The organism is Paractinoplanes tereljensis (assembly GCF_016862435.1).
GTDB lineage: Bacteria > Actinomycetota > Actinomycetes > Mycobacteriales > Micromonosporaceae > Actinoplanes > Actinoplanes tereljensis.
This window is the reverse complement of record NZ_BOMY01000001.1, coordinates 107,427-131,774: the sequence shown is the minus strand read 5'-3', so window position 1 is coordinate 131,774 and position 24,348 is coordinate 107,427. Positions and strand designations below refer to the sequence as shown.

Annotated in this window: 22 protein-coding genes; 8 read left to right on the top strand and 14 right to left on the bottom strand. The window is 69.6% G+C overall.

From position 1 onward, the window contains the following. Positions 1-21: 21 nt before the first annotated feature. The 5 genes from Ate02nite_RS00560 to Ate02nite_RS00540 all read right to left on the bottom strand — a co-directional run bounded on the left by Ate02nite_RS00560 (position 22) and on the right by Ate02nite_RS00540 (position 5,365). Positions 22-1,089, bottom strand: a complete 1,068-nt coding sequence (locus Ate02nite_RS00560; protein WP_203797310.1) for a DUF3616 domain-containing protein — start codon at positions 1,087-1,089, stop codon at positions 22-24. A gap of 35 nt (positions 1,090-1,124) precedes the next feature. Continuing rightward, complete coding sequence (locus Ate02nite_RS00555; protein ID WP_203797643.1) at positions 1,125-2,531, bottom strand: M20/M25/M40 family metallo-hydrolase; 1,407 nt, start codon at positions 2,529-2,531, stop codon at positions 1,125-1,127. Between the two features lie 36 nt (positions 2,532-2,567). Next, positions 2,568-3,167: a hypothetical protein gene (locus Ate02nite_RS00550; protein ID WP_203797309.1), complete on the bottom strand. Its 600-nt coding sequence runs from the start codon at positions 3,165-3,167 to the stop codon at positions 2,568-2,570. Between the two features lie 163 nt (positions 3,168-3,330). After that, a complete protein-coding gene (locus Ate02nite_RS00545) occupies positions 3,331-4,650 on the bottom strand; it encodes an ATP-dependent 6-phosphofructokinase (RefSeq protein WP_203797308.1) in 1,320 nt (439 codons plus the stop codon). A gap of 121 nt (positions 4,651-4,771) precedes the next feature. Continuing rightward, the gene (locus Ate02nite_RS00540; protein WP_203797642.1) at positions 4,772-5,365 is read right to left on the bottom strand and encodes a SanA/YdcF family protein; all 594 of its coding nucleotides are present in this window, start codon (positions 5,363-5,365) and stop codon (positions 4,772-4,774) included. Positions 5,366-5,485: 120 nt separating this feature from the next. Between Ate02nite_RS00540 and Ate02nite_RS00535 the strand changes: the two genes are divergently transcribed. After that, positions 5,486-6,178, top strand: coding sequence for a GNAT family N-acetyltransferase (locus tag Ate02nite_RS00535; protein ID WP_203797307.1), 693 nt, complete (start codon positions 5,486-5,488; stop codon positions 6,176-6,178). On the opposite strand, the gene Ate02nite_RS00530 is transcribed toward Ate02nite_RS00535, so the two are convergent. The 4 genes from Ate02nite_RS00530 to Ate02nite_RS00515 all read right to left on the bottom strand — a co-directional run bounded on the left by Ate02nite_RS00530 (position 6,171) and on the right by Ate02nite_RS00515 (position 11,784). Beyond that, complete coding sequence (locus Ate02nite_RS00530) at positions 6,171-8,399, bottom strand: exo-beta-d-1,3/1,6-glucosidase (RefSeq protein ID WP_203797306.1); 2,229 nt, start codon at positions 8,397-8,399, stop codon at positions 6,171-6,173. The genes Ate02nite_RS00535 and Ate02nite_RS00530 overlap by 8 nt on opposite strands. Before the next feature lie 138 nt (positions 8,400-8,537). Then, entirely contained in the window at positions 8,538-8,771 is a 234-nt protein-coding gene (locus Ate02nite_RS00525) for a hypothetical protein (protein WP_239147028.1), read from the bottom strand. Between the two features lie 8 nt (positions 8,772-8,779). Continuing rightward, on the bottom strand, positions 8,780-9,283 hold the full coding sequence (locus Ate02nite_RS00520; protein WP_203797304.1) for an NUDIX hydrolase: 504 nt from the start codon (positions 9,281-9,283) through the stop codon (positions 8,780-8,782). A gap of 35 nt (positions 9,284-9,318) precedes the next feature. Next, the gene (locus Ate02nite_RS00515) at positions 9,319-11,784 is read right to left on the bottom strand and encodes a TIR domain-containing protein (RefSeq protein ID WP_203797303.1); all 2,466 of its coding nucleotides are present in this window, start codon (positions 11,782-11,784) and stop codon (positions 9,319-9,321) included. 102 nt (positions 11,785-11,886) lie between these two features. Here Ate02nite_RS00515 and Ate02nite_RS00510 point away from each other — a divergent pair, with 102 nt between their 5' ends. The 3 genes from Ate02nite_RS00510 (at position 11,887) to Ate02nite_RS00500 (ending at position 15,590) form a co-directional block, all read left to right on the top strand. Beyond that, a complete protein-coding gene (locus Ate02nite_RS00510; RefSeq protein WP_498370476.1) occupies positions 11,887-12,537 on the top strand; it encodes a DUF2238 domain-containing protein in 651 nt (216 codons plus the stop codon). 123 nt (positions 12,538-12,660) lie between these two features. Beyond that, positions 12,661-13,026 carry a hypothetical protein gene (locus Ate02nite_RS00505; RefSeq protein ID WP_203797301.1) on the top strand — a complete coding sequence of 122 codons (366 nt, stop codon included), beginning with the start codon at positions 12,661-12,663 and terminating at the stop codon, positions 13,024-13,026. Between the two features lie 2 nt (positions 13,027-13,028). Continuing rightward, positions 13,029-15,590, top strand: a complete 2,562-nt coding sequence (locus tag Ate02nite_RS00500; RefSeq protein WP_203797299.1) for a caspase family protein — start codon at positions 13,029-13,031, stop codon at positions 15,588-15,590. Here the strand turns inward: Ate02nite_RS00500 and Ate02nite_RS00495 are convergent. Next, a complete protein-coding gene (locus Ate02nite_RS00495) occupies positions 15,578-16,897 on the bottom strand; it encodes an aspartate aminotransferase family protein (protein ID WP_203797297.1) in 1,320 nt (439 codons plus the stop codon). The genes Ate02nite_RS00500 and Ate02nite_RS00495 overlap by 13 nt on opposite strands. 83 nt (positions 16,898-16,980) lie before the next feature. On the opposite strand from Ate02nite_RS00495, the gene Ate02nite_RS00490 reads away from it, so the two are divergent. The 4 genes from Ate02nite_RS00490 to Ate02nite_RS00475 all read left to right on the top strand — a co-directional run bounded on the left by Ate02nite_RS00490 (position 16,981) and on the right by Ate02nite_RS00475 (position 21,064). Then, positions 16,981-17,892 (top strand): LysR family transcriptional regulator, encoded by a 912-nt coding sequence (locus tag Ate02nite_RS00490; RefSeq protein WP_203797296.1) that lies wholly within the window; start codon positions 16,981-16,983, stop codon positions 17,890-17,892. 6 nt (positions 17,893-17,898) lie between these two features. Beyond that, the gene (locus Ate02nite_RS00485; protein ID WP_203797294.1) at positions 17,899-18,405 is read left to right on the top strand and encodes a SigE family RNA polymerase sigma factor; all 507 of its coding nucleotides are present in this window, start codon (positions 17,899-17,901) and stop codon (positions 18,403-18,405) included. Positions 18,406-18,407: 2 nt separating this feature from the next. Beyond that, positions 18,408-19,766 (top strand): hypothetical protein, encoded by a 1,359-nt coding sequence (locus Ate02nite_RS00480; protein WP_203797292.1) that lies wholly within the window; start codon positions 18,408-18,410, stop codon positions 19,764-19,766. Between the two features lie 119 nt (positions 19,767-19,885). After that, positions 19,886-21,064 (top strand): alpha/beta fold hydrolase, encoded by a 1,179-nt coding sequence (locus tag Ate02nite_RS00475; protein ID WP_239147026.1) that lies wholly within the window; start codon positions 19,886-19,888, stop codon positions 21,062-21,064. 59 nt (positions 21,065-21,123) lie between these two features. Here Ate02nite_RS00475 and Ate02nite_RS00470 read toward each other — a convergent pair whose 3' ends face one another. The 4 genes from Ate02nite_RS00470 to Ate02nite_RS00455 form a co-directional block, all read right to left on the bottom strand. Then, the gene (locus Ate02nite_RS00470) at positions 21,124-21,393 is read right to left on the bottom strand and encodes a GlsB/YeaQ/YmgE family stress response membrane protein (RefSeq protein ID WP_203797288.1); all 270 of its coding nucleotides are present in this window, start codon (positions 21,391-21,393) and stop codon (positions 21,124-21,126) included. A gap of 68 nt (positions 21,394-21,461) precedes the next feature. Continuing rightward, the gene (locus Ate02nite_RS00465; RefSeq protein WP_203797286.1) at positions 21,462-21,962 is read right to left on the bottom strand and encodes a hemerythrin domain-containing protein; all 501 of its coding nucleotides are present in this window, start codon (positions 21,960-21,962) and stop codon (positions 21,462-21,464) included. Between the two features lie 36 nt (positions 21,963-21,998). Then, the gene (locus Ate02nite_RS00460; RefSeq protein WP_203797284.1) at positions 21,999-22,874 is read right to left on the bottom strand and encodes an alpha/beta fold hydrolase; all 876 of its coding nucleotides are present in this window, start codon (positions 22,872-22,874) and stop codon (positions 21,999-22,001) included. A gap of 53 nt (positions 22,875-22,927) precedes the next feature. Then, positions 22,928-24,307 (bottom strand): DUF2252 domain-containing protein, encoded by a 1,380-nt coding sequence (locus Ate02nite_RS00455; protein WP_239147025.1) that lies wholly within the window; start codon positions 24,305-24,307, stop codon positions 22,928-22,930. Between the last annotated feature and the right edge of the window lie 41 nt (positions 24,308-24,348).

The window sequence follows — 24,348 nt, the reverse complement described above, 5'->3', positions numbered from 1 at the left end:
AACCCGGGCACCGCTGGCCGTCTAGCGGCCGGGGAGCAGCAGGACGTCGGCTATGACGCAGCCGTCGTCGGTCAGGCGGGCTCGGGCGGGGCTGTCGTAGACGACCAGGATGCGGTCGTCGCCCAGCATGCTGATGCCCTCGGCGTGGTCGTCGCCCTCGCCGAAGGTCAGCTCCAGCTCGCGGGAGATCAGGTCGTCGCGGACGATCTGCGGGGTGTCCAGGCGGGCGGCGCCGTGCCAGCGGTAGACGCGCACCGGGCCGTCCAGGTCCATCGTCGGGCCGGCCAGGATCAGCAGGTCGTCGCCGTCGGGGCAGATGTCGCGGACGCCCAGGCCCTCGAGGTCGAGCACGTGCTTGCGGTACGGCTCGCCGTCGTCGAACTCGCGCAGGCGCAGGCGGCCGGGGTCGTCCTCATCCACGTACGGCCGCAACTCCAGCACGAACGCCCAGCCGCGCAGCACCGGGCCGCGCAACCCCAGGTAGACCCGGTCGCCGCGGACCGCGATGCCCTCGACGTCGAGGCCGTTGTCCTTGCCGGGGATCGGCAGGAACGGGGCCAGGTGCTCGTCGTCGCGCAGCAGCGAGCGCAGGTTGTCGCGGCGGCTCAGCGCCGCAGCCTGGTGCCGCACACCGTCGATCACCGTCTCCTTCACCGGTGTCGGAACACCGCCGACGTCGGCGATCGGTAGCCGTACCAGGATCTGGCGGTTGTCCTGGCCTTCGATCCGGGCCAGGCGCTTCAGCGCCTTGTCGCCCAGGTGGCGTTCCTTGATCTGCTTGCGGCGCAGGCTGTGCGAACCGACCGCCCACAGGAAGTCGCCGGTGCGGGCCAGCCCCTCGACGTCGGCTTCCTCGTCGGCGTCCTCGCCGGGCAGGTCGACGAAGTCGGCGATCCGGAACGAGGTCTCGCCGCCGAACTCGGCGGCCTTCTGCGGGTCGTCGGCGAGCAGGCGTTCCACGGTCGCGGTCTCGTCACCGGCGATCCAGAGCACCTGTCCGTCGAGCCGGACCGCGGAGAGGTTGGTGTGCGTCGCCGCGTCCCGGGAAGTCTCCCCGAACCGCAGCCGAACCGTGTAGTCGACCGTCATAAGGCCATCGTGTCATTCCGGCGCCCTTGAAATTGTCAGCTAGACGGCTTAGGAGCGGATACCGGGCTCCGGTTACCGTCACGGTCCACTGCCCGTACGCCGAAGAAGACGTTGTCCTTGGAAAGGTCGACGGTCGCGGTGGTGACGTTTCCGACCTCGAGAACGTGTGTCCAGTCCGGCTCGGTCGTCTCGCGCCACAGCACCTCGTAGCCGGCCAGGTCGGGCTCGGGGTTGGCCTGCCAGCGCAGGGTGGTCGCGTTGGTGAGCTGGGTGGTGTCGATGACCACGCCCTTCGGGGTGCCCGGGGCCTGGGCGAGGGACCAGAGGGCGGCCGCGTTCACCCGGGCCACCCGGGCGATGTAGCCGAAGTCGCAGAACTCGATCAGGTCGCCGTACTGCACGCCGGCCTCGACCCGGACGTTCTGGTGCTCGTGGGCGAAGTTCTCCCGCGGCTCGGTGAACCGGGCCGCCGGGTAGCCGCGCAGCAGGAACGAGATGTGGTCGCTGCCGCGCAGGTAGCGGTCCCGGCGCCAGATCTGCCGCACCCGCATGCCGGTCAGCCCGTGGCCGGCCACCTCGCCGACGAACCGGCCCAGCTGCCGGGACGGGCCGTCGTTCTCGCCGCCGACGCTCTTGCGCACGCCGGCCTCGGCCGCCGTCTCCGACGTCGGAATTCCTTCAACGAACAGCCGGACCGTACGGGGGTCGTCCGCGCTGCCGTCGTGGGCGTTGCCGGTGCCGACGATGTCGTTGCTGAACATCGCCTGCACGTCTGTGTTGCGGTCCTTGAAAGTCTGGGCCAGGTGATCGGAGCCGTAGAGTCCCTGCTCCTCGGCGGCCACCGCGGCGAACACGATGGTCGCCGCCGGGGCGCGGGTCGCCATCACCCGGGCCAGCTCCAGGACCACCGCCACCCCCGACGCGTCGTCGTCGGCGCCCGGCGCGTCACTCGTGGCATCCATGACGTCGGTGACCCGCGAGTCGTAGTGGCCGGTCACCACGTACACCCGGTCCGGGGTGACGCTGCCACGGAGCGTGGCCACGACGTTGGTGATCCGGGTCGGCGCCGGGATGCGGGACGAGACCGGCTGGATGAAGGAGTCCAACGCGACGGTCATCCGTCCGTCGGAGCGATCCGCGTACCGCTGGAACTCGGCCTGCAACCAGTCCCGGGCCGCACCGATGCCGCGCTCCGGATCGTCCTGCGCCGACAGGGTGTGCCGGGTGCCGAAGGCCACCAGCCGCCGGATGATCGCCTCGACCCGGGCCGGATCGATCTCCCGCAGCATCGCGCGCAACTGCGGGTCAGCGGCCGGTTTGCGGCGCCCCACCGCCTGTGCCGGCCCGGCAATACCGGCGGTGACGGCCGCCGCGGAAACCGCCATGAAGCTACGCCGAGTCGACTTCCCCATCCCGCCACTCTCGTCGACCAGCCGCAACATGTCCACGGCCATCTATGTAAAGGCCCCCGCGGTGGGTCAGGCGGTTGCGCTGGGGGTCGGGGTGGCCGCGCTGGGCGCCGGGTTGGCGTCGCTCGGCGCCGGGGCCGGGCGGCCGTCGCGGCGCTGGTCACCGCGAGGGTTCTGGCCGCGGGGTTGGTTGCCGTTGCGGTCGGGGAAGTTGGCGCCGCGGGGTCCGTGCTGGAAGCGCTCGGTGCCGCGGTCGTCGTGCCGGTCGAAGACCGCCACGGCGGCGCCGACCCCGCACGCGCCCAGCACCAGGCCCACCACCAGGCCGGCGGCCGCGGCCAGCAGGGGCACGCGCCGGGAGCGAAGGCCGCCTGCGACCCCGCCGGCCGGCAGCCAGCCGGTCGGTGCCGGCCCGGGCGCAGCCGGTGTGGCCGCCGGTTGCGCGGCGGCTGGTTGCGCGGCAGCGGATTCTGCGGCGGCAGGCTGAGCGGCAGCGGCAGGCTGAGCGGCGGCGGCAGCAGGCGCGGTGGCAGCAGGCTGCGGGGCGGCCGGCTGGGCGGTGGGTAGTTCGGCGGTTGGCTGGGTGGCGGCTGGTGGGGGTGCGGTTGGTGGGGTGACGGCGGGCTGGGCGGCCGTGGGTTCGTCGGCGCCGGGGGTCTTGTCGCTCATCGGGGGCTCCGGGTCGGAGGTGCGGTGTTGATGTGTCGAGGATCGTTGCCGGAGCTGAAACGGGGTCGCTATTCGCCTAGGAATTGCCTATGAATCCGCTCGCATGCGTCTATGAACCGGGTGTCGTCATCGGCTCGGTCGGGCGGATCTTGAGGGAAATGCCTCAGGCGGCCGCGCGGTGCGGGATCTCGGTGAACTCGGCGGGCTGGCCGGTGGCCTCCAGGACCGACATCCACAGGTCGCCGTTCGGGTCCACCTGGTTGCGGGTGGCCACGGCCAGCGGGATCGGGACGTGCACGAAGCGGTTTCGCCAGGTGCCGACCACCATCTCGGTGCGGCCGGCCATCGCCGCGTGCACCGCGGCCTGGGCCAGGCGCAGGCAGTAGACGCTGTCGTACGGGTTGGCGGGCACGCTGCGGATCACGTAGCTCGGGTCGATGTACTTGAGGTTGGCCTCCTCGCCGGCCGCGGCGAAGTCGTCCAGGATGCGCCGGCGCAGGTAGACGCCGAAGTCGCCGAGGCGCTTGTTGCCGGAGGCATCGGTGCCGTCGGCGGCGAGATAGTCCTGGCCGGCGCCCTCGGCCACCACCACCAGGGCGTGGCCGCGTTCGCGCACCCGGCGCCGCAGGTGTGGCAGGAACGCCTCCACGTCGGCCGGCACCTCGGGGATCAGCACGTAGTCGGCGTCGTTGTTGGCCAGCGCCGCGTAGCAGGCGATGAAACCGGAGTGCCGGCCCATCAGCTGCACCAGCCCGATGCCGCCGGGCTGCGCGGTGGCCTCGGTGTGCGCGGCCCGGATCGATTCGGTGGCCTTGCCGAACGCGGTCTGGAACCCGAAGCTGTGGCCGATGAACGGGATGTCGTTGTCGATCGTCTTCGGCACGCCGACCACCGCGATCCGGCGGTCCCGCGAAGTGATCTCCGCCGCGATCCGCTGGGCGCCGCGCATCGAGCCGTCGCCGCCGATCACGAAGAGGATGTTGATGCCGAGCTGGTCGAGGCAGTCGACGATCTCGGCCGGGTCCTGGTTGCCGCGGGACGTGCCGAGGATGGTGCCGCCGTGCTCGTTGATGTGGTCGACAACGAACGGGTTCAGCTCGACCACGTCGTGGCCGTGCCGGGCCACCAGGCCGCGGTAGCCGTTGCGGAACCCGACGATGCGCCGCACCCCGTAGTGCGAGGTCAGCTCCAGGACCAGGCCGCGGATCACGTCGTTGAGGCCGGGGCACAGGCCGCCGCAGGTGACGATGCCGACCCGGATCTTGGACGGGTCGAAGAAGATCTGCCGGCGGGGGCCGCCCGGTTCGAACGACGGCGGCTCGCCGGTGCGCCCGGCCAGCAGGGCCAGGGTGTCGTCGAGCAGCACCCGGTCGGTCTCGTCGACGTAGTGCTCGGTCGTGCCGCGCCGGGTGACCAGACCGCCCAGCGGCGAGTCGATCCGGCACTCGCCCAGGCTCCGCACCAGCAGATCAGCCGAATCCATGGCGGCAGACTAGGGCGTCAAGGTTTCAGGAAAGAGCAGAGCTGGCTGGCTCCGCTTCGCTCCGCGGGCGATCGCGGGAGTTCCGTGGCTACGTGCTCTTCGACAAACAACGGGGTGGAGGCTAGCTGAGGGCCTGTTCTACGCCGACCTCGTGTTTGCCGAGGTAGACCGGGTCGCGGTGGGAGAGCATGTCGTAGGCGGCCTTCACCACGGCGCCGCGTTCGCGGATGACCGAGTTGCGCCACGGGGCGGTGTAGATGCGGACGGTGTCGTCGCCGACGCCGGTCGCGTCGATGCCGAAGTGGCGGCAGAGCGTCACCGCCCGGTCGATGTGGTAGCTCTGGGTCACCACGATGGCCTTACCGACCCCGAAGATCTTGCGGGCCCGCGCGCACGAGTCGTAGGTGTCGAAACCCGCGTAGTCGAGCACCACCCGGGACGCCGGCACACCCCGGGCGACCAGGTAGACCTGCATGGCGCCGGGCTCGTCGTACTCCCAGCGGCCGTGGTCGCCGGAGACCAGGATCGCTTTCACCTTGCCCGCGTCGAGCAGCCGCTTCGCGATGTCGAGCCGGGCCGCCAGGAACGGCGACGGCTGGCCGTCCGGGTAGACCTCGGCGCCCAGAACCAGGGCGACCGGCGCCGCCGGCACCGACGCCTCGTCGTACACCCGCCCGGCGGATCCCTCCCGCACCCAGACCGAGGACGAGACCATGACGAGTACGGCGAGAAGCGCCCCGAGCGCACCGGCCAGCACGAGGCGGCGGGAGAAGCGAAAGACCAGGTACGGGAGCGGCACACCCGTGACGGTGCCAGATCATGTCAACATGGCCTAATGCTCCACGACAGCGACGACCCCGTGCTGCTGTGGGCGGCCGACCAGCCGGGGGCGCGATTCTGGATCCGGCCCGGCGCGATGGCCGTCGCCTGCGCCGACCTGTGCACCAAGGACCGGATCGCGATTCACGGCGATCCGGCCGAGGTGGCCGCCCTGCTGTGCGACGAGGTGTTCCCGGACGTGGGCGCGACCTACCGCCCGATCGGCCGGGAAGACCTGGTCACCGACGTGGCCGAGCGGGTGGACGGGCTGGAGGTGGCCGGCCGGTTCGCCTGGATGGAGGTCACCGGGCCGGTCGACCGGAAACAGGCCGGGCGCTGGCTGTTCGACGACGAGCTGCCCGCGGTGACCGCGATGATCGACGCCTATTTCCCGGACTCGTACGCGCGGCCCGGCGGCAGCGGCGTGCACCGCTGGGCCGGACTGCACGACAGCGACGGCACCCTGGTCGCGGCGGCGGCGGACGCCTGGTCGACCCCGGCCGTCGGGTTCCTGGCCGGGGTCGTCACCCACCCCGAGATGCGCGGCCAAGGGCTGGCCCAGGCGGTGTGTGCTTACGTCACCAACGAGTTGGCGGCCGGGCGCACCCGCGTCGCGCTTCTCGCCGACTACTGGAATGTCGCGGCTGTCACGGCGTACAAAAGCCTGGGATTTGATCTTCGGCCGTTGGCCGCCGCCAAGGTCAGCTGAGCCGGAAAGCGGCCTTGAGCAGGTCGCGCTCGCGCGACGACGGTCCCACCTGCAGTTCGAAGTCGCCCGGCTCGACCACCCGCCGGCCGTCCGCGGTGACCAGCGAACAGGCCGACGCCGGAAACTCCAGCTCGACCGTCACGGTCTCGCCGGCCGGCACGGTGACCTGCTTGTACGCCTTCAGCTCGCGGACCGCCCAGGTGACGCTGGTGACCAGGTCACTGACGTACACCTGGATGGTCTCGAAGGACGGCCTCGCGCCTTCGTTGCTGAGGGTGACCGTCGCCCGGACCCGATCCTCTTCGGTCCAGACCAGCAGATCTTCATACCGCACCGGGCTGTAGGACAGGCCCTCGCCGAAGACGAACAGCGGGTCCTGGGTCAGGTCGGCGTAACGGGTGCCGTGCTGGCCGCGGATCTGGTTGTAGTAGACCGGCTGCTGGCCGACGTGCCGTGGCACCGACAGCGGCATCCGGCCGGTCGGCTCGATCTCGCCGAGGATCAGCTCGGCGATCGCGCGGCCGCCGCGCATGCCCGGGTTGAAGGCCTGGACGATCGCGGCCGCGTTCATCGCCGACTCCGGCAGCACACACGGCTTGGAGTTCAGCAGCACCACGATCATCGGGGTCTTGGTCGCCGCGATCGCGTTGAGCAGGGCGATCTGGCCGCCCTGCAGCTCCAGGGTGGCGGTCGACTTGTGCTCGCCGGTCAGGTTGACGGTGTCGCCGACCACCACGACCGCGTAGTCGGCCCGGATCGCCTCGGCCCGGGCCAGGTCGATCAGGTGGTCGTCGACCGGCGCGCCCTGCGAGATCGGCGGCCGCGGCTGACCGTCCGGATAGGTGTCACCCTCCGGGTCGGGCACGAGCCGTTCGATGTCGGCGCCGCGGGCGTGCGTGATGTCCCAGCGTTCCGGGGCGACCGCGCGGAAGCCGTCGAGGACCGTCTCGGTCAGCTCGCGGGGGTGGCCGTCGGGCATCCAGTCGACCTGGCCGGAGTTGCCGGCCCAGTCGCCGAGCTGCGCGGAGACGTCGTCGGCGTTCGGGCCGATGATCGCGATGCGCTTGAAGGTGGCTTTTTGAATGGGCAGCGTCCCGCTGTTGCGCAGCAGCACGAGTGAGCGCCGGGCGACCTCGAGATTGAGGCCTTGGTGGGCGTCGCTGCCGATGATCTCCTGCCGCGCTGCGTCGGGTGCCCGCGGGTCCTCGAAGAGTCCCATCTGGAACTTGAGCCGCAGGATCCGGCGGACCGCCTCGTCGATGTCTTCCTCGGCCAGCAGCCCGCGCTCGACCGCCTCCTGGGCGCCCTCGAAGAAGCCCGGCGTCGTCATGATCAGGTCGTTGCCGGCCTTCACCGCCAGCGCGGCCGCCTCCGCGTAGTCCGCGCAGACCTTCTGCTCCCACACCATTCGCCCGACGTTGTCCCAGTCGGTGATGAGTGTGCCGGAAAAACCCCATTCCTTCTTCAGTACGTCGTTGAGCAGCCACTTGTTAGCGGTGATCGGCACCCCGTCCATCGACTGGTAGCCGAGCATGAAGACCTCGCAGCCCTCCTTGGCCACCCGCTCGAACGGCGGCAGGAACCAGGAGCGCAGCTTGCGCGGGCTGATATCGGCCTCGCTGGCGTCCCGGCCGCCCTGCGTCTCCGAGTAACCGGCGAAGTGCTTGGCGGTGGCCAGGATCGCGGTCGGGTCGGACAGGCCGCCGCCCTGATAGCCGCGGACCATCGCCGCACCCAGCTCGCCGATCAGGAACGGGTCCTCGCCGAACGTCTCGTCGGTGCGGCCCCAGCGCAGGTCACGGGCGATGCACAGGACGGGGGAGAAGGTCTGGTGGATGCCGGTCGCGGCCACCTCGACGGCGGTGACCCGGGCGACCCGCTCGATCAGAGCGGGGTCCCAGGTCGCCGCCATCGCCAGCTGCGTCGGGAAGATCGTGGCCCCCGGCCAGAACGAGTGACCGTGAATGCAGTCTTCCGCCGTCAGCAGCGGAATCTGCAACCGGGTCTTGGCGACCAGGTCGATCGCCTCCAGCATCTTCGCCGGCGACGTGTGCAGGATCGAGCCGGCCAGCTGCTCGCTGACGATCTCCTTCACATCGTTGCGGGCGTCCAGCTGAAGCATCTGCCCGACCTTCTCCGGCAAGGTCATCCGGGCAAGCAGATCCGCGACCCGCTCGTCGACGGGCAGGGCTGGATCCCGGTACGGGAGATCAGCGGGCACTCGTGCCTCCGGTCATCACGACCGCGGTGGCACGGTCAGTGGAACGCTAACAACCGGCAGTCTTCCAGGACGGAACCGGTTCCGGCACCCCAGTATGGTTCCGGAACTGTTCACTCAGTTATCTGGCCGGATTTGATCTCAGTTGTCGGGGTCGCTCTCATCGATGCTGGGCACCTCGAAGCCGGCCGCCTCGATAGCCTCCAGGCGGACCTGCTCGGCTTCCTTCTCCCGCTCGACCAGGGTGGCGTACTCCACCAGGGCCGAGGGGTCCGCGGAGTCCTCAAGCCGGTCAAAGAAGCGCTGGGTGGTGCGAACGGCCTCAGCGTAGGAGGCCGCAGCCTCCCGAAGGGCAATGATCGTCTTGTCTGCCATGCCGACAGTCATACCACCGGCGGCCGCAAGCGTGGCAGCACCAGGGGCATGGAGCGCTCGACGTAGCTGGTTACCTTCATCGTCGGTCGCTCCTGCTCCAGGCGCGCGGGGCTGAAGAACTCGACCTTCTCGACCTCCAAGGGCTCGATCGTCAGGTCGTCGAGGTTGTTGAAATGCCCCAGGAAGACGCCGACCATCTCCCGGTCGGGCGCCGAGTAGAAACGGCCGATCTCCTCCAGGTCGACGGTGATGCCGATCTCTTCCTTGGTTTCCCGCAGAGCGCACTCCAGGTAGGACTCGCCGGCATCCAGGTGGCCGGCGGCAGCACCTGACCAGTAGTGCGGGTATGTCTTCTTGGTCGCGGCCCGCTGGTGCAGGAGAAGCTCGCCCCGATCATTGGCAAGCATGATGAAAGACACGCGGCAGATGAGCGACCGGGCCGCGACCTCTTCCTTCGTGGCCTGTCCGACAACCTCATCCTCCTCATTGACCACGTCCCGAAGTCCGCTCATGAAATGTGTCCTTCTTTCGGTCTGCCAGGGATTGATCAGAGAGCGGCGTTCTCGGCCGTTCTGCGGGCGAGCATCTTGACGAAGCTGTGGGTGTGTTCGGGCATGTCGTCGTGGCCCATTTCCGCTCGCCTCCGCTCAAAGTACAAGAGCGATTTGTCCCAGCTTTGGTAGGACCGGTACACCGCGCCGTACTCCCCGTCCGGGTAGGTTGGAACGATCTCGTGACACGCCGGGACGGGCGAGTAGTCGCTCCACAACGACAAGGCGTTGACCCCACCGATCCGGGTCGCCTGCTGCAATCGCCGGCACGCGGTGAGCTTGTCAGCAACATAGTGCAGGACCCCGTTGCAGACGATGAGGTCGTATCCCTCGTCCGGGTAATCCCACGTCAGCACGTCGCCTTGAAACACGCTCACCTGGGCGGCGGCATCGACGGCGAAATTCCTGATCTTTCCAACTCCGGCCGCGGTGGGTTCCACCGCGTCGACGTCCCATCCCAGACGAGCCAGCCGGATGGCATCGGCGCTCTCGTCCGAGCGAATGTCGGCGAGGATCTCAGTGGCGCCTTCGACCCCGAGGCCGACATACGCCGGCAGGAGATGCGAGAAGAACACTCGATATTGGAGTCCCGCGATTCCGGAGACCCGGATCTCCGTCCCTTTCACGTACCGGTGGTGGGTCGTGGCGGCGACCCTTCTCGCGACGGCCTCCACCAGTTCCGCCGGCGCGGCGTTCAGTTTCCCGTAGCGTCTGACCAGCCGCGCGGTCTCGGTCTCGCCGTGCACCTCCAGGTTCGCCAAGAGCAAGCGCAGGGTGCGGCGACGTTGCTCTGCGGACATGGGGTGATCGAATACTTCGATGACTCGCGTCAGGAGTTGGTTCTGTCGAATGCGCATCAGGTCCGCTGGAGTCCAGCCGAACATGCGAGTGTGCTCACCGAAGACCGTCGCCTTGGAGATCTGCTGGGTCAACAGATAGAAGACGAAGTTTTCCTTGTCGTGGTAGTAGAAGGGGACGGTCGTCAGCGGTTGCGGAGCTGGTGCCTCGGTGATGCCGAAATCGTCCTGCAATTCGCGGCGGACGGCGGATTCGGCCTCGCCCCAGGAGATCTCGAATGAACCCGCGATGTCCGAGCTGACGCCGGTCGAAGCCGAATGGTCGAGTTGATTGATGTAGCCGCTGACGTGCGAGACTTTCCCCATCTCGCGTGTCGAGTTCGTGGGGGAGTTGAGCTGAAGCAACGGCTCCGGACCGGACGGGCCGATCCGCCAGGTAATGGCGACGACGGCGGGAAGCCAATCCGTGGTGCTGTTCCCACCTTCCAGAATGCTGCGCCGAAACCTCGCGGACTGACACAGGAAGTGATCACTGGTTCGTCCCGGGGATCCGACCAGGATCACCTCGTGCTCTTCCCGGCTGGCATTGACGATCTCACTGAAGATCGCCTCGAAGGATTGGTCGAACCGGTCGATGAAGTCGATGCGCAGGTTGTCACTCTCGCTGCGGGTAGGACGCGTGACGCCGAGTTGCACGCGGCGGCGGCCGTCCCGGAAGACGAACAGGTTCCCGGTGAACGGCAGGGCGAACGGGTGGGAGTGCAGGCTCCAGTGTCCGGCAGCTCCCTCCCGCAGCAGCAGGGACATGATCCGGCGCTTGGCCTGCCCGGCCCGTCTGGTGCGTTCTTTCAGTGCTTGCGCGGGCACCGGGAAATCGGCGGAAAGCTCGTCGTTGACATAGGGCAGGACCTCCTCGCCGAGGAAGACGATGTCGAGCCGGTCCCAGAACCTCGGTCGGCCGTGTAGAGCCTGTTCCAGGCACTCGGGCAGCCACGAGTTCGTCACGCCGACGATGGTCACGCTGTCCGCCTCGGTGAGCAGCGCGGTCATGCGAGCCTGGTCGGAGCCCGTGTGAGTGGCCACGATCGGCACCTCGTGCTCCGGCTCCCGGGTCGTGCGCCGGATGGCGCCGAGCCGGCGGAGGATGATGTCCACGTCCTTGGCGAGGCGCTCCATCGTTTCCCGAAACTCGGAACTGTCCGGGGAGCATGACGTGATGTCGATGGCCTGCCGGCGACTGAGCAGCTTGTGCCGTCCCTCGACATCGACCGGCTCGCCACCGGTCAGGACGATCGGAACAGTCGTGATCGGAAAGATCCGCGACTCGTAGGTGGCGAGCTCGAATCGGTCGCGGTGGCTCTCCTCCAGCGCCGCGAACTTGTCGAACTCTCGTGCGCACCAGGGGGAGGCAAGGTACGAGGGGCTCACGAAGGCGATGAGGAGGGCACTCCGCTCGAGCGCGAGTTCCAGGCGATCCCGCCAGATGGTGGCGGTGGTGATGGCGTCCGCGTCCTTGAAGACTGTCAGCGGGCGCCCGGAGATCCGATGGAACTGCCTGGTCAGCTCTTGGCCCACCGCCGTGACAATGCCTGAATCACTGTCGTCCAGGCGCGCATAGCTCAGGAAAACGTCGTATTCCCACGGGCTGTGGCCCCGATCGTCCACGGCAACCCCCCGACGTCCCGGAACGGATCGAGATCAGGCTATTCCCTGAATCCATCGATCGGGGGTAGAAATCGACGGCGGTTGTGCTGAGTACGGATACCCGTGACGGCCGGGCCTTCCTCGACGAGGCTGTACGCCGTGAACACACCACGTCGCCGGGAACCGGCGATTCTGCTTGCGGTTGGCATCGTTGCCCTTGTTGCATCGGCGGTTGGGGCCAAGTCGCTGGGTACCTGGTTCATGGAGGTGCTCGCGGCCCTCATTGCCGCACCCGTCCTGGTGCTGACCTACCGGCGGTTTCCGCTCACGCCGCTCGCCTACCGGCTGATCCTGGCGCAGGCCCTGATCCTGATGATCGGTGGGCACTGGACCTACGCCGAGGTGCCGGCCGGGGACTGGGTGCGCGATGCCTTCGGGCTGGCCCGCAACCCCTACGACCGGCTCGGCCACCTCGCCCAGGGGTTCGTGCCGGCGATCGTCGCCCGGGAGATTCTGCTGCGCCGCACGCCGCTTCGGCCGGGCGGCTGGCTGAGCGCCCTGGTCTTCTGCGTGGTGATGGCAGTGAGCGCCATCTGGGAGCTGTTCGAGTGGGTGGCCGCGCTGATCGGCGGCTCCAGCGCCGACGACTTCCTCGGCACCCAGGGCGACGTCTGGGACACCCAGTGGGACATGGCGATGGCCGCCGTCGGCGCGATCGTCAGCCTGCTCCTACTGACCCGTCTGCACGACCGTCAGCTGAGCCGATCACTCTGAGTGTTCGATAATGCCAGGCTTGAGCAGGAAGCTGTCAGATCATGGATAGTTCGTTGTGACGGTGAGTGAAGGGCGGCGATCGTTGCGGCCGATCAGTCACGCTCCCGTTCAGAGGACGAACACATGGCCGAGTCGCACCTGACGATCCTGGCGCCCGCGCTCGAACCCGAGGCGTCGCGACTCCTCCGCGAGGTTCATGAGGACTTGCGAATGGCCGGTGTCGCCTGCACTCCGATGCACGCCGGTGTGGTGTCCTCGGCCAAGAGCGGTGGCTCGCTGACCTCGCTCGTGGTCGGCGGGCTCGTCTCGGCGGCCGGTGTGCGGGCGATGTCGCAGGTGCTGGTGGCGGTGGTGCAGCGATCGGCGAAGCGGCGCATCGAGGTGCGGATGGGCGACGACACGCTGATCATCGACGGGGCATCGGCACGCGACGGCCGCACCGCGCTCGACAGCTTTCTCGAACGCGCCAAAACCGGCCAGGACGCGTAGGGGTGGGCCGGTACGCCTTGCTGGTGGCCGCCAACGACTACGAGGATTCGTACTTCGAGCAGCTGCGATCGCCGGCGCAGGATGTCCGCGGTCTCGCTGCGGTCCTGGAGGATCCGGCGATCGGCGGATTCGACGTCACCGTGCTGGAGAACGCCGCCGACCACGAGGTGCGGCGCATGCTCGACGAGATGACGTCCGACCGCCAGCCGGACGACATGGTGCTTGTCTACTTCTCCTGCCATGGTCTGCAGGACATGCAGGGCCGCCTGCACTTCGCCACCACGACCACCTGGGCGCAGCGTCCGGCCAGCACCGCCGTCGCCGCCTCGTTCGTGTCCGACTGTCTGGAGCGAACGGCGGCAGCTGGGCGGCTGCTTCTGCTCGACTGCTGCTACAGCGGATCGTTCGCCCGCGGCTTCGCCAAGACGTCGCCGCGGCCGCTGGACGGCGAGATCTCCCGCGGCTACGTGTGCCTGACCGCGTGCAACGAGTACGAACTCGCCTACGAGGGCGAATCCGTGGTCGTCGACGAGCCTCGGCCGTCGGTGTTCACCGAGGTGGTGATCGAGGGATTGCGTACCGGGGCGGCCGACCTCGACCGGGATGGCTGGATCGAGTCCGGCGAACTGCACCGGTACGCGTTCGACGAGGTCCGCAAGGCCAGCCGGCAGACGCCCTCGTACTTCGCCGCCGGTCTGCAGGCACCGCTGATGGTGGCCCGGTCAGCGGGCCGGCCGGTGGGCATCCGCAGGTACGCCACGGTTGTCCCCGCTGCCGCGATGGCACGCACCCCGAGATTCTTCGCCGCCCGGTTTCCGCCCTTCCACTTCGCTCGCGAGGACCGCGCCACTCCCACCCACCTGGCCGAGGCGATGGCCCGGCATCGGGACCAGGCGGTTGCCCTGTTCCGGGCCGACGAGGCCCGATCCGCTCTGCACGAGTGGATCAGTCAGGACGTCCGGGACCGGAACCTGGAGCGCACGATCCTGCGCCGCGCACCCGAGGACGAGACCGTGGCCGGGGCCGCCGTCAGCACCTTCATCGCGACCTTCGCACCACACCTTCCGCCGTGCTTCGACGACATCGAGATCTCCATCGCCGACCTGGTCGGCCTGGCGCACCGCGCGGCGGACGGCGACGAGGCCGCCCGCGCCTCGGTGTCCCGGCTGTACCGCCACAACATGCTGCGTACGTTCTCCCGCCACAATTGCCGGGAGGATTCTCACCACTGTGGACCGGGCAAGGCCTGCGCGGTTCTGCGCACCGCGGCCGAACGGTGGGACGAGCTGGTTCCCGCTGCCACGGCGGCGGTGGCGGACCTTCCCCCGCGCCTGCATCCCGCCGAACCGGCGATCGTCGCCCAGCTCCTGGCCATGATTCTGGACGCGGCCGCCATGCAGGTGCCGCTCGGGCTGGCCGGAGCGCAGCGCGACATGCCGACGTGGTGGCTGCGCCTCATCCTCACCGCCCGGGTCCCGGCGGACTCCGCCGGGTACGAGAACGCGCGAGTAGCGCAGCTGGCGCTGGCGGTGCTGACCCACGACGCGGCTCGCGCGGAACGCGACGAGGTCCGCCGGCAGGAAACCGGGCGCGACAAGTCCCTCGAGGCCGGAAACGCCGAGCCGGTGGCGCTCCCGGAGGCGGCGCGCTCCGGTCGCCTTAGCCGGCTGTTGCCGATGGTGGGCTTCCCCGCGCTGGCCATCGCGGTCGCCGTCATGATCAGCGCGATAGCCGCTGACCATTGGTGGCGAACGACGGGGAGCGTTCCGGAAATCTATGACTTCGGCCTCGGCTACTCCGGGCCGGCCGGTCTGACCGGCCTCCTGTTCACGTCGCCACTGGTGGCGACGGTTGCGGTCACCCACTGGGTGCGCCGGCGCCGCTGGTTCCGCGCCGGCCTGGCGGCCTTCACCGCCGTCGTCCTGGCCTGGTCGGCCGCGAGTGTCGTGCCGGGCCTTCGGGAACTCTGGCTGCACCACGCGCACGACCGGGCCGTCCACTACGCGGAAGTACACGACATCGCGGTGGACGAGCACGACCGGCCCATCCAGGCTCAGTGCGGCATCCAGCGCAGCGGCGACAACGACGATGTGGTGCTGGCTCTGGACGGCAAGGTCAAGACCGGTTGCCGGACCGCATCCGTCTATCTCCGCGGCCGGCGAACCGGCACGCTGACCCTGCCGGCCGACACGCAGTGGACGACAGCGAGCCGGTTCTGGTTCACGTCGAGCGACGACACCGGCGTACTCGTCGTGGCCGGCTGGGTGCCGGACCGGCGCGATTGGCGCCTGATCGCCGTCATGGTCGGCTATCCCGATTTCGGGGTGTGGACCCGCGACCTGGATTCGGCCGGCACCACCTCGACCCAGCTGAAGGCGATTCGCTGGTCCGGCGTCGTGGCGTTCCCGAGCCGGACCGATGTCTACGCGATCGGCCTGAGCACCGGGCAGACGGTGTGGCACCGCTCCTGCTCAGCCGGGCGAAAGTTCAACGGTCTCGGCGGCGCCCATCCCGACGGTGTCGGCGTGTTGTGCGACCAGGAGGAAGTGGTCTACCGAAGCTGACTACCGAACCGCGGCGTCACCTCGGTCAGGGCCTGGTCGAGGATCTCCAGGCCCAGGTCCAGTTCGGCGTGGGTCGAGGTCAGCGCGGGAGCGATTCGGAACACGCCGCCCATCGCGGGCAGCTGCACCACGTTCATGTGCAGGCCCAGTTCCAGGCAGCGCTGGGTCACCGCCGTACCCAGCTCGTTCGCGGGTTTCTTGGATTCTCGGTCCTGGACTAATTCGAGGCCGATCAGCAGGCCGCGGCCGCGCACGTCGCCGATTGCCGGGTGTTTCCCGGCCAAACCCCGAAGACCCTTCCGGAGGTACGCGCCCAGAGAGGCGGCCTGCTTGTCGAGTTCGGACTCCTCCAGCACGTCCAGGACGGTGTTGCCCACGGCGGCCACGAGCGGGTCCGAGACGTGGGTGGTGAAGAACAGGAAGCCCCGGTCGTGGGCGGTCTGCTCGATCTCGGAGGACGTGATCACGGCGGCCAGTGGCAGGCCGGCGCCCAGCGTCTTGGACAGGGTCAGGATGTCCGGCGTTACGCCGTCGCGCTGGAAGGCGTACCAGTCGCCGGTTCGGCACAGGCCGGTCTGGGCCTCGTCGAGGATCAGCAGGCCGCCGCGTTCGTGGCATTTGTCGCGTAGCGCGGCCAGGTAGCCGGCTGGCAGGTCGAGCACTCCGCCGGAGCTGAGGATGGGCTCGATGATGCAGGCCGCCAGCGCGCCCACCGACTGGGCGTCGAACAGGTCGAACGCGAAGTCCAGTTGCCGCCGCCAGTCCAGGGAACCGTCGTCCGCGGTGAAGTCGGGCCGGTACGAGTTCGGCGTGGGGATGGCGAAGTTGCCGGGGGCGGCCGGCCCGTACCCCTTGCGGCCGGAGCTGTAGGTCGCGCCGGCCGCGGCCTGGGTCATGCCGTGCCAGGAGCGCGCGAAGGAGATCACCTCGTGCCCGCCGGTGACCAGCTTGGCCATCCGGATCGCGGCCTCGTTCGACTCGGCCCCGGTGGTCAGCAGCAGCACCTTTTCCAACGGGTCCGGCAGCGAATCGGCGAGCCGGCGGGCGAGGTCGACGACCGGGCGGGACAGCATGCCGCTGAACAGGTGGTCGAGGGTGGCGGCCTGCCGCTGGATCGTCGAGACGACCGCCGGGTGTGAATGGCCGAGGATGGCGCTCATCTGCCCGGACGTGAAGTCGAGCACCTTCCGGCCGTCGGCGATGTAGACGAAACTGCCGGACGCGCGCTCGATGATCTTGGGGACGAAGCGTCCCGCGCCGGAGTAGCGGACCAGGTGGCGATCGGCGTCGGACCAGAAATCAGTCATGGAATGACGTTAGAAAGCCACCGAGCATCACGTCCAGCGCACATTTTTGCCCCAGCTGTTAAGCGGAGCCGTACAGTCCCGGCATGACGCTCAACCCCTGGCGCCTGCGGCTGCTCACCGACCTGGCCACCTACGGCACGGTCCGGGCGGTCGCCCAGCGCGGCAACCTCAGCCCGTCCGCGGTCTCCCAGCAGCTGGCCACGCTCGAACGGGAGACCCGGACCGCGCTGCTGGAACGCACCGGCCGCCGGATCCGGCTGACCGCCGCCGGGGTGCTGCTGGCCGGCCGGGCCCGGGAGATCCTGGCCGCGATGGACGCCGCCGAGGCCGAGCTGCGCGGCCTGGCCGACGAACCGGCCGGCACGGTGCGGCTGGCCGCGTTCCAGAGCGCGGTGCACTCCCTGGCCGAACCGGCGGTGGCCGCCCTGGCCGAGCGGCACCCGGACGTCACGGTCGTGCTGCTGGAGTCGGAACCGCACGAGAGCATGCCGGCCCTGCGCCGCGGCGACGTGGACGTCATCATCACCACCAGCGACTTCGTCGGCGCCGAGCTCGACCCGGCCATCGACCTGGTGCCGATCGCCGAGGACGAGATCGTGCTGGTCCTGCCAAACGATCACCCAATGACGAGAGACGAAGCGATAAGTCTGGACAAATGCCAACGGCAGCGCTGGACGTTCGACATAACCGGCTCCTACATGTCCGAGCTGGCTACCGGGCTGTGCCGCGCGGCCGGGTTCGAGCCGGAGGTGATCTGCCGCTTCAACAACTACATGATCGCGTTGCAGCACGTGGAGAAGGGCCGCTCGATCGCGCTGCTGCCCAGCCTCGCCGTCGACCCCCGCTACCGGGTGACCACCCGGCCGCTCGATCCGCCGGTGACCCGCCGGATCACCGCCGCGGTCCGCCGGCCCGCCACCCCGCGCCCCGAGATCACCGCGGTTCTCAGCGCGTTGCGTACGCCGCTCAACCTTTCCGGCATCCACGGGCGTTGACCTCGTATGTCATCCGACTTCCGCGAGTTCGTCGAACGGCAGTGGGCGCCGCTGCTGCGCACCGCCTACCTGCTGACCGGCGACCGCGGCCACGCCGAGGACCTGGTGCAGGCCGCCCTCGAGAAGACCCACCGCCGCTGGGACAAGGTGTCCACGATGGACGCGCCGGTCGCCTACGTGCGCAAAGCCATGGTCAACACGGCGGTGAGCTGGCGGCGCCGAAGACGGGTCAGTGAGGTCCCGCTGCTAGCCGACGACGGCCCGGTCAGCGACCCCTACGGCCGCGTCGACCAGCGTCAACAGGTCCTCGCCGCGCTGCGGAAACTGCCGCCGCGGATGCGGGCCGTGCTGGTGCTGCGTTACTTCGAGGACCTCAGCGAGGCCGACATCGCCTTCGCCCTCGGCTGCTCGGCCGGGAGTGTGAAGAGCCAGGCGTCGCGCGGCCTGGACCGCCTGCGCGCGCACCTGAATGACCACGAGATCACCATGACCACCGCACTGCAGGGGAGCTGAGCGTGAACACCGAGACGATCCTGCGCGAGGCGCTGAACAGCGGAGCGACTGCGGTCGCCGTACCGGAAGATCCTTGGTCCGGTTTTTCCAAGCGCGAGCGAACCCACCGGCGCAACCGTCGCGTCCGGCTGTCGGCCGCCGTAGCGGCCCTGGTCGCCGTGGTCGGCGCGCAGTCCGGCCTGGTCCCGTTGCCCGGCTGGGCGCCCGGCATCGCGGTCGCCGGCCGGCAGACCGCGCTGACCAGCGCACCCACCCGCGGCAATCTCGCCGGCGACACAGCCTTCCTCGACGGCCTACGCCGCGAGATCAAAGACATCGAGGACCCGGGCGAGATCTGGGAGATCACCTCCCGCCAGAAGATCAAGATTGTGTACGCCGCTGACGTGCACAATCACAGGCTGGCGCTGGCCTGGGTGCCGCTGCGGTTCGGCTTCCTGACCGACACGGCGCTGGTCTGGTACGAGGGTCCGGCCGGGTCCCCCGCGAGCCGGATGACCGAGGCGGGTCGCGGCGACGGCGGTCAGACCGTGGAGACGTGGATGGAGGGCCACACCGACGTGCCCGGCACCCTGGTGGTGGTCGCACCGCCGTCCGCCACCATCGCGGTGAGCAGCGGTTTCAGCTATTCGGCAGCGGGCCGGGTCGAGCACGCGAAACCGGCGGTGTCCACCGGCCTGGCCGAGGTGGAGGTGCCGGCCGCACCGGTCGAGCCCGGCGTAACCCTCAAGGTCACTGACGGTGGCGCAACCCTCCACGACGGACCGTCGTCGGGTTCCTGGTCCGGCCCGACCGGCCCGGACGAACCGACCGAGGCGGTGCTCACCGCGGCCCTGGCCGGCCACACCTTCGACTGGCAGACGCTGCAGAGGTGGGCGTCGATGGCCCTGAACGACGCCCGCCTGACCACGACCGGCACGACGATCGGCGTGCGCTGGACCGGCACGGTAAACGGCCAGACCGCCGCGGTGCTCACGCTGCGGCGACCCGGAAGCGGCGTGCTGGCATACGCGATCCACGGCGCCGCCGATTCCTACCGCCTGGACATGCGGCTGCTGCTCCCCGCGGCCGGAGCCGACACCCGCCCCTTGGCCTGGCGCATGCGAGCCGACGGCAAGGACGACCGCACCGACCAGGTGATGGTGGTAACCCCACCGGGCACCGCCCGAGCCACCCTGAACGGCACCCCGCTGACCCTGGACGCCACCGGAGCCGCAACCGCCTCGCTGCCGCCAGGCGCAGCCGCGACGGTGACCGCCTATCCGGCCAACGACGCGCCCCCGGCCAGCACCCCGGTGCCCCCCTTCGAGACCGACAGCGGAGGCCTGCCGGGCGACACCCCCAGAACCCGGATCGTGCCGTAGCCGTGCGACCGTCTCAGCCGGAAGGGCGAGGGTAGCGACGGGAGGCCGGAGGTCGTGCTCGGATTTCCGGCCCACGCCACGGGGTATTGGCAGGTATGTCCTCGCCTCGTACCGCTCGCATGAGTCCTGCCGAGCGGCAACTCATCCGTGCCGCGCCCCGCCCTGCCGAGGGCTTCACCAGCGTGGCGGCCTCGGTGCGCGGCCTGCGCCTGCACATCCGGCAGCGCGTCGATTCCGGCAGTTCGGCGCCGGTGTGGCTGCTTCTGCACGGGCTGGCGGTCTCGCACCGGTATCTGATGCCGACCGCGGCGGCCCTGCCCGGGTCGGTGTTCGTTCCCGATCTGCCGGGTTTCGGGTTGTCCGATGATCCGGACGGCGTGCTGACCGTGGAGCAGCACGCCGCGGTCGTCGCGGACTGGATGGTGGCGAGTGGCCTGCGCGGCGTCAACGTGCTGGCCAACTCGTTCGGCTGCCAGGTTGCCGTCGAGCTGGCGATCCGGCGACCCGAGCTGGTCGCCTCGCTGGTCCTGGTCGGGCCCACCGCCGACCCCGCCGCGGCGACCGCCGGCGGTCTGGTCCGTCGTTGGTTGCGGGACCTTTTCCGGGAGGATCCGCACCAGATTCCGATGATCCTTACCGACTTCCGGGACGCCGGGCCGCGACGCATCTGGCGGACGCTCGGGCACTCCGTGGACCATCGCATGGAATGCCGCATCCCCCTCGTCGACGTACCGACCCTGGTTCTGCGCGGCCAGTACGACCCGATCGCACCGCCGGCCTGGGTCACGGAGGCGGCGTCGCTGGCCTCGCTCGGCGCCGCCGCCGACGTTCCCGGTGCGGCGCACAACGCGGTGACCACGGCCGGGGCGGCGGTTGCGGGCTTTGCCCAGGCGCATGCCGCCCTCCCGGCCGACGAGCATCGCATGCCGCTCGACCACGACACCTCGCCCGCGCAGGCTCGGCGACTCGCCGAGCGGGTGCTGCAGGACTGGAACATGACCGACCGGACCGAGGACGTGCTGCTGGTCACCACCGAGCTGGTCCAGAACGTCTCCAAGCACACCGCCGACGGGGGTGAGCTGCGTCTGCGCCGGCAGGACGACGCGATCCTGATCGAGGTCACCGACTCCGACCCGCACCTGCCCCAGGTCAAGCACTCCGCGCCCACCGTTGCCGGTGGGCGCGGGCTGTTGCTGGTGGCCTCGACCGCCCGGCGGTGGGGGAGCCGGCCGGTCCGCTGGGCCGGCCAGGCCGGCAAGATCGTGTGGGCGGAGATCACCCGGCGGCGGCCGGGCTGACGGTGACATGAAGCGGCCGCCGCCCGCGATGCGGGCGGCGGCCGATGAAGCAGACGGGGTCAGGATCGGCGGCGGCCGTAGAGGCCCGCGACGGCGGCGACCCCGGCCGCGGCCAGTACGACCTGGATGAGCAGTTCGATCCAGTCGATGCCGTCGGTGTCGTTGACGCCCAGGCCCGAGGCGATGAACGTGCCGATGAGGGCGGCCACGATGCCGATCAGGATGGTCAGCCAGATCGGGATGTTCTGCTTGCCGGGCACGACCAGGCGGCCGAGCGCGCCGATGACGAGGCCGATGATGATTGCGGTGATGATCCCGGAGACGTGCACGTCGAGCTCCTAGCTAGGTGGGGGGTGCGCTCGCAGCATGCCCATCGGGCTCACCCCGCCAAACCTGCTCAGGCGATGACGGCATCGACCGCCTTCTTGAGTGCCGAGGGCTGCGCCGGGCTGCGCGGGGCCTTCTCGCGCATGTCGTTCATCCGGGCGCCCAGCTCCTGCAGCTGCTTGCGGCCGACGCCCTCGCGGACCTGCGGGAACCAGTCCTTCTCTTCCTCGTCGATGTGGTGCGTGACGTTCTCGATGAGCACCGTCGTCTTGGCCTCGAACCGCTCGTCGCCGGCGTCCATCGCGGCCAGTTCGGCGCAGAGGATGTCCGCGACGTGGTGTTCCTCGTACGACTCCAGCACGTCGTCCTCGAGGTCCGGCAGCAGCTTGCGGACCTCGGGGTACATCACCTCGTTCTCGAGGTAGGTGTGCACGGTCAGTTCTTCGATGATCCGCTTGACGATGTCGCCCTTGGCCTTCGCGGCGTCCTCACCGGCGTCCTGGAATTCGCGAAACAGTTTCTTGATCTTTTTGTGGTCGTCTTTGAGTACGACGATGGCGTCTGTCGACATTTGCTCTCCTAAGATTTCAGGAGCGGCATACCCTTGCTATGCGTAAATAAACTGTCCCGGGGCCGATGTCGAGGTCAGGAAGTGTTGAAGACCCGGCAAGAGTTGGTCAGGGGCGGTTTCCTGCGGGTAATGACCGGCGCCGTCGATGGCGATCAGATGCGGATTGGTGAGCAGGTCAGCGACCGTCCGATGGTGGTGCGGCGGAATTGTCCGGTCGTCGGTTCCCCAGACCAGCAGAATGGGCATATCGCCGAGTTGCCTGAGGTGCTGGGTGGCGCTGACGGTCTGGCCTCGCCAGTTGATGACGGTGCGGGCCGTGCGCAGGAACGTCCGCCGCTGGCGCCGGTCGGTGAGCCGGCGCATGCTTTCCGCCACCGGAGCGGCGTCCGGCGGCGCCAGCATGCCGGGGGCGATCGAGGCCACCGCCGACAGGAACCATCGGGTGACGCGTTCGGGAAGCATCGCCACCCCGGCGACGAGTGCCGGTGCGCCGGGCAGCGTGACCACGCGCAGCGCCGGCGTCAGCTGCGGGCCGAGACCGCCACTGCTGATCAGTACGAGTCGGTCGGTGCGCTCCGGGAACTGGTACGCGAACTGCAGCGCGACGCCACCGCCCAGGCTGTGGCCGGCCACCGTCGCCGAGGAGTGGCCGAGGGCGACAAGCACGTCCCGGAGTGACGCGGCCAGGGCGCCGAGCGAGTAGTCGCCGGCCGGTGCGTCGGAATCGCCGTGGCCGGGCAGATCGGGGGCGATGACGGTGTGCGTGGCGGCCAGCTCGCCGAGTACCCGGTCCCAGGTGTGCCGGCTCGCGCCGAGCCCGTGCACCAGCAGCAGCGGCTCGCCGGTGCCGGCGATGGTGCAGACGACGTCGCCGTCCCCGACGCGTACCCGCCGCTCCGTGGTTGTTGTCATGTTTCCAGCATTGCGGGCGCGCGGCCGGGTGACAGTGGTGCTAACACCCCCTTTCAGATGCCGGTCCGCATCGGGACGACGCCGTCGCGGGTCGCCGCCACCAGCAGTTCGTGGTCCTTCTCGGTGACGTCCGCGTAGCTTTCGGCGAAGTCGGCGACCGCCTGCTCGAACCGGTCGCTCGACCCGAGGTAGGCCGCGATCGCCAGCCGGTCCCCGGACCGGGCGTGCGCCCGGGCCAGGGTCCAGCCACAGAGCTGGGCGTACGCGGCCATCCCGGCCGGGCGCATCTGCTCGACGTCGGCCGAGCCCTTCCAGTCGTGCAGTTGCCGCACGTAGAAGTCGCGGCCGCCGACCTGATGGGTGCCGAGGAAGATGTCGCCGCTGGCCTGCATCGTGCGCTGGCCGGCCACCACCCGCTCGCCGTGGTGGGCGAACTCACTGGCCCCCGCGTAGTCCTCCAGCACCGAGGCCTGGGCCTGTTTGGCCTGCAGGAACAGCGGGTCGGCGTCGTCCCGGCCGAGCAGCAGCAGGATCCACGAGCGGGTGCCGACGCTGCCGACCCCGACCACCTTGCGGGCCATGTGCACCAGGTGGAACTGGCCGAGCAACTGCCGGCGCTCGGGCGGCAGGGTGTGCCGGTAGCCGGTGAGGAGTTCCTGCATCTGGCCGAACAGCTCGTCGGCCGAGGCCTCCGGGAGCAGGTCCTCGACCGGCACCACGATCGGCGGCTGGGCGGTGATCCGGCGCCGGCCGTCGACCACGGCGGAGAGTTTCCCCAGGGCGCGCATGCTGTCCCGGGTGCGGGCCTTGCGCAGGGTGTCCTGCGTGCGTTTCACCTGGCTCGGGGCCAGGGTGGTACGCATCTGCTCGACCAGGGACTCGATGGCGACCTGGGCGTACCAGACGTCGAGGTTGGTCCGGCCGGCGAAATCGCGCATGGCGGTGCGATAGGCGGCACCGGCCGCGATCGCCACCCGGCGGCGCTGCCGGGCCGGGTAACCGTTGTGCCGGCCGGCCACGGCCAGGCTGGCGACCAGCCGTTTCACGTCCCACTCCCAGGGGCCGGGGAGCGTCTCGTCGAAGTCGTTGATGTCGAACACCAGGGTGCGCTCGGCCGAGGCGAAGATGCCGAAGTTCGACAGGTGGGCGTCCCCGCAGGTCTGGGTGCGCAGGCCGGAGGTCGGCGTGCCGGCCAGGTCGGCGGCCATCACCCCGGCCGCACCCCGGTAGAAGGTGAACGGGGTGAGGAGCATCCGGCCGTACCGGATCGGGACGAGCTCCGGCACCCGGGCGGTGTCCCCGGCGATCAGCATGGCGACCGGATCGCGATCGGACCGCAGGGTCAGATCGGCGTGCGCGTCCAGGGGCGCGGCTTTACGGGCGGCCTTGCCGAGCCGGACCCGAACCCCAGGGGACGGGAGAGGTGCAGTCATCCGGTCACGGTCCGCCGGTTGCCGCGCGGTGCCATCACCCC

Excerpts from the sequence above, each read along its gene's own strand:
- Ate02nite_RS00560 (WP_203797310.1), bottom strand. The coding sequence starts at position 1,089 with ATGACGGTCGACTACACGGTTCGGCTGCGGTTCGGGGAGACTTCCCGG.
- Ate02nite_RS00555 (WP_203797643.1), bottom strand. The coding sequence starts at position 2,531 with ATGTTGCGGCTGGTCGACGAGAGTGGCGGGATGGGGAAGTCGACTCGG.
- Ate02nite_RS00550 (WP_203797309.1), bottom strand. The coding sequence starts at position 3,167 with ATGAGCGACAAGACCCCCGGCGCCGACGAACCCACGGCCGCCCAGCCC.
- Ate02nite_RS00545 (WP_203797308.1), bottom strand. The coding sequence starts at position 4,650 with ATGGATTCGGCTGATCTGCTGGTGCGGAGCCTGGGCGAGTGCCGGATC.
- Ate02nite_RS00540 (WP_203797642.1), bottom strand. The coding sequence starts at position 5,365 with ATGGTCTCGTCCTCGGTCTGGGTGCGGGAGGGATCCGCCGGGCGGGTG.
- Ate02nite_RS00535 (WP_203797307.1), top strand. The coding sequence starts at position 5,486 with ATGCTCCACGACAGCGACGACCCCGTGCTGCTGTGGGCGGCCGACCAG.
- Ate02nite_RS00525 (WP_239147028.1), bottom strand. The coding sequence starts at position 8,771 with ATGGCAGACAAGACGATCATTGCCCTTCGGGAGGCTGCGGCCTCCTAC.
- Ate02nite_RS00520 (WP_203797304.1), bottom strand. The coding sequence starts at position 9,283 with ATGAGCGGACTTCGGGACGTGGTCAATGAGGAGGATGAGGTTGTCGGA.
- Ate02nite_RS00505 (WP_203797301.1), top strand. The coding sequence starts at position 12,661 with ATGGCCGAGTCGCACCTGACGATCCTGGCGCCCGCGCTCGAACCCGAG.
- Ate02nite_RS00495 (WP_203797297.1), bottom strand. The coding sequence starts at position 16,897 with ATGACTGATTTCTGGTCCGACGCCGATCGCCACCTGGTCCGCTACTCC.
- Ate02nite_RS00490 (WP_203797296.1), top strand. The coding sequence starts at position 16,981 with ATGACGCTCAACCCCTGGCGCCTGCGGCTGCTCACCGACCTGGCCACC.
- Ate02nite_RS00485 (WP_203797294.1), top strand. The coding sequence starts at position 17,899 with ATGTCATCCGACTTCCGCGAGTTCGTCGAACGGCAGTGGGCGCCGCTG.
- Ate02nite_RS00475 (WP_239147026.1), top strand. The coding sequence starts at position 19,886 with ATGAGTCCTGCCGAGCGGCAACTCATCCGTGCCGCGCCCCGCCCTGCC.
- Ate02nite_RS00465 (WP_203797286.1), bottom strand. The coding sequence starts at position 21,962 with ATGTCGACAGACGCCATCGTCGTACTCAAAGACGACCACAAAAAGATC.
- Ate02nite_RS00460 (WP_203797284.1), bottom strand. The coding sequence starts at position 22,874 with ATGACAACAACCACGGAGCGGCGGGTACGCGTCGGGGACGGCGACGTC.
- Ate02nite_RS00455 (WP_239147025.1), bottom strand. The coding sequence starts at position 24,307 with ATGACTGCACCTCTCCCGTCCCCTGGGGTTCGGGTCCGGCTCGGCAAG.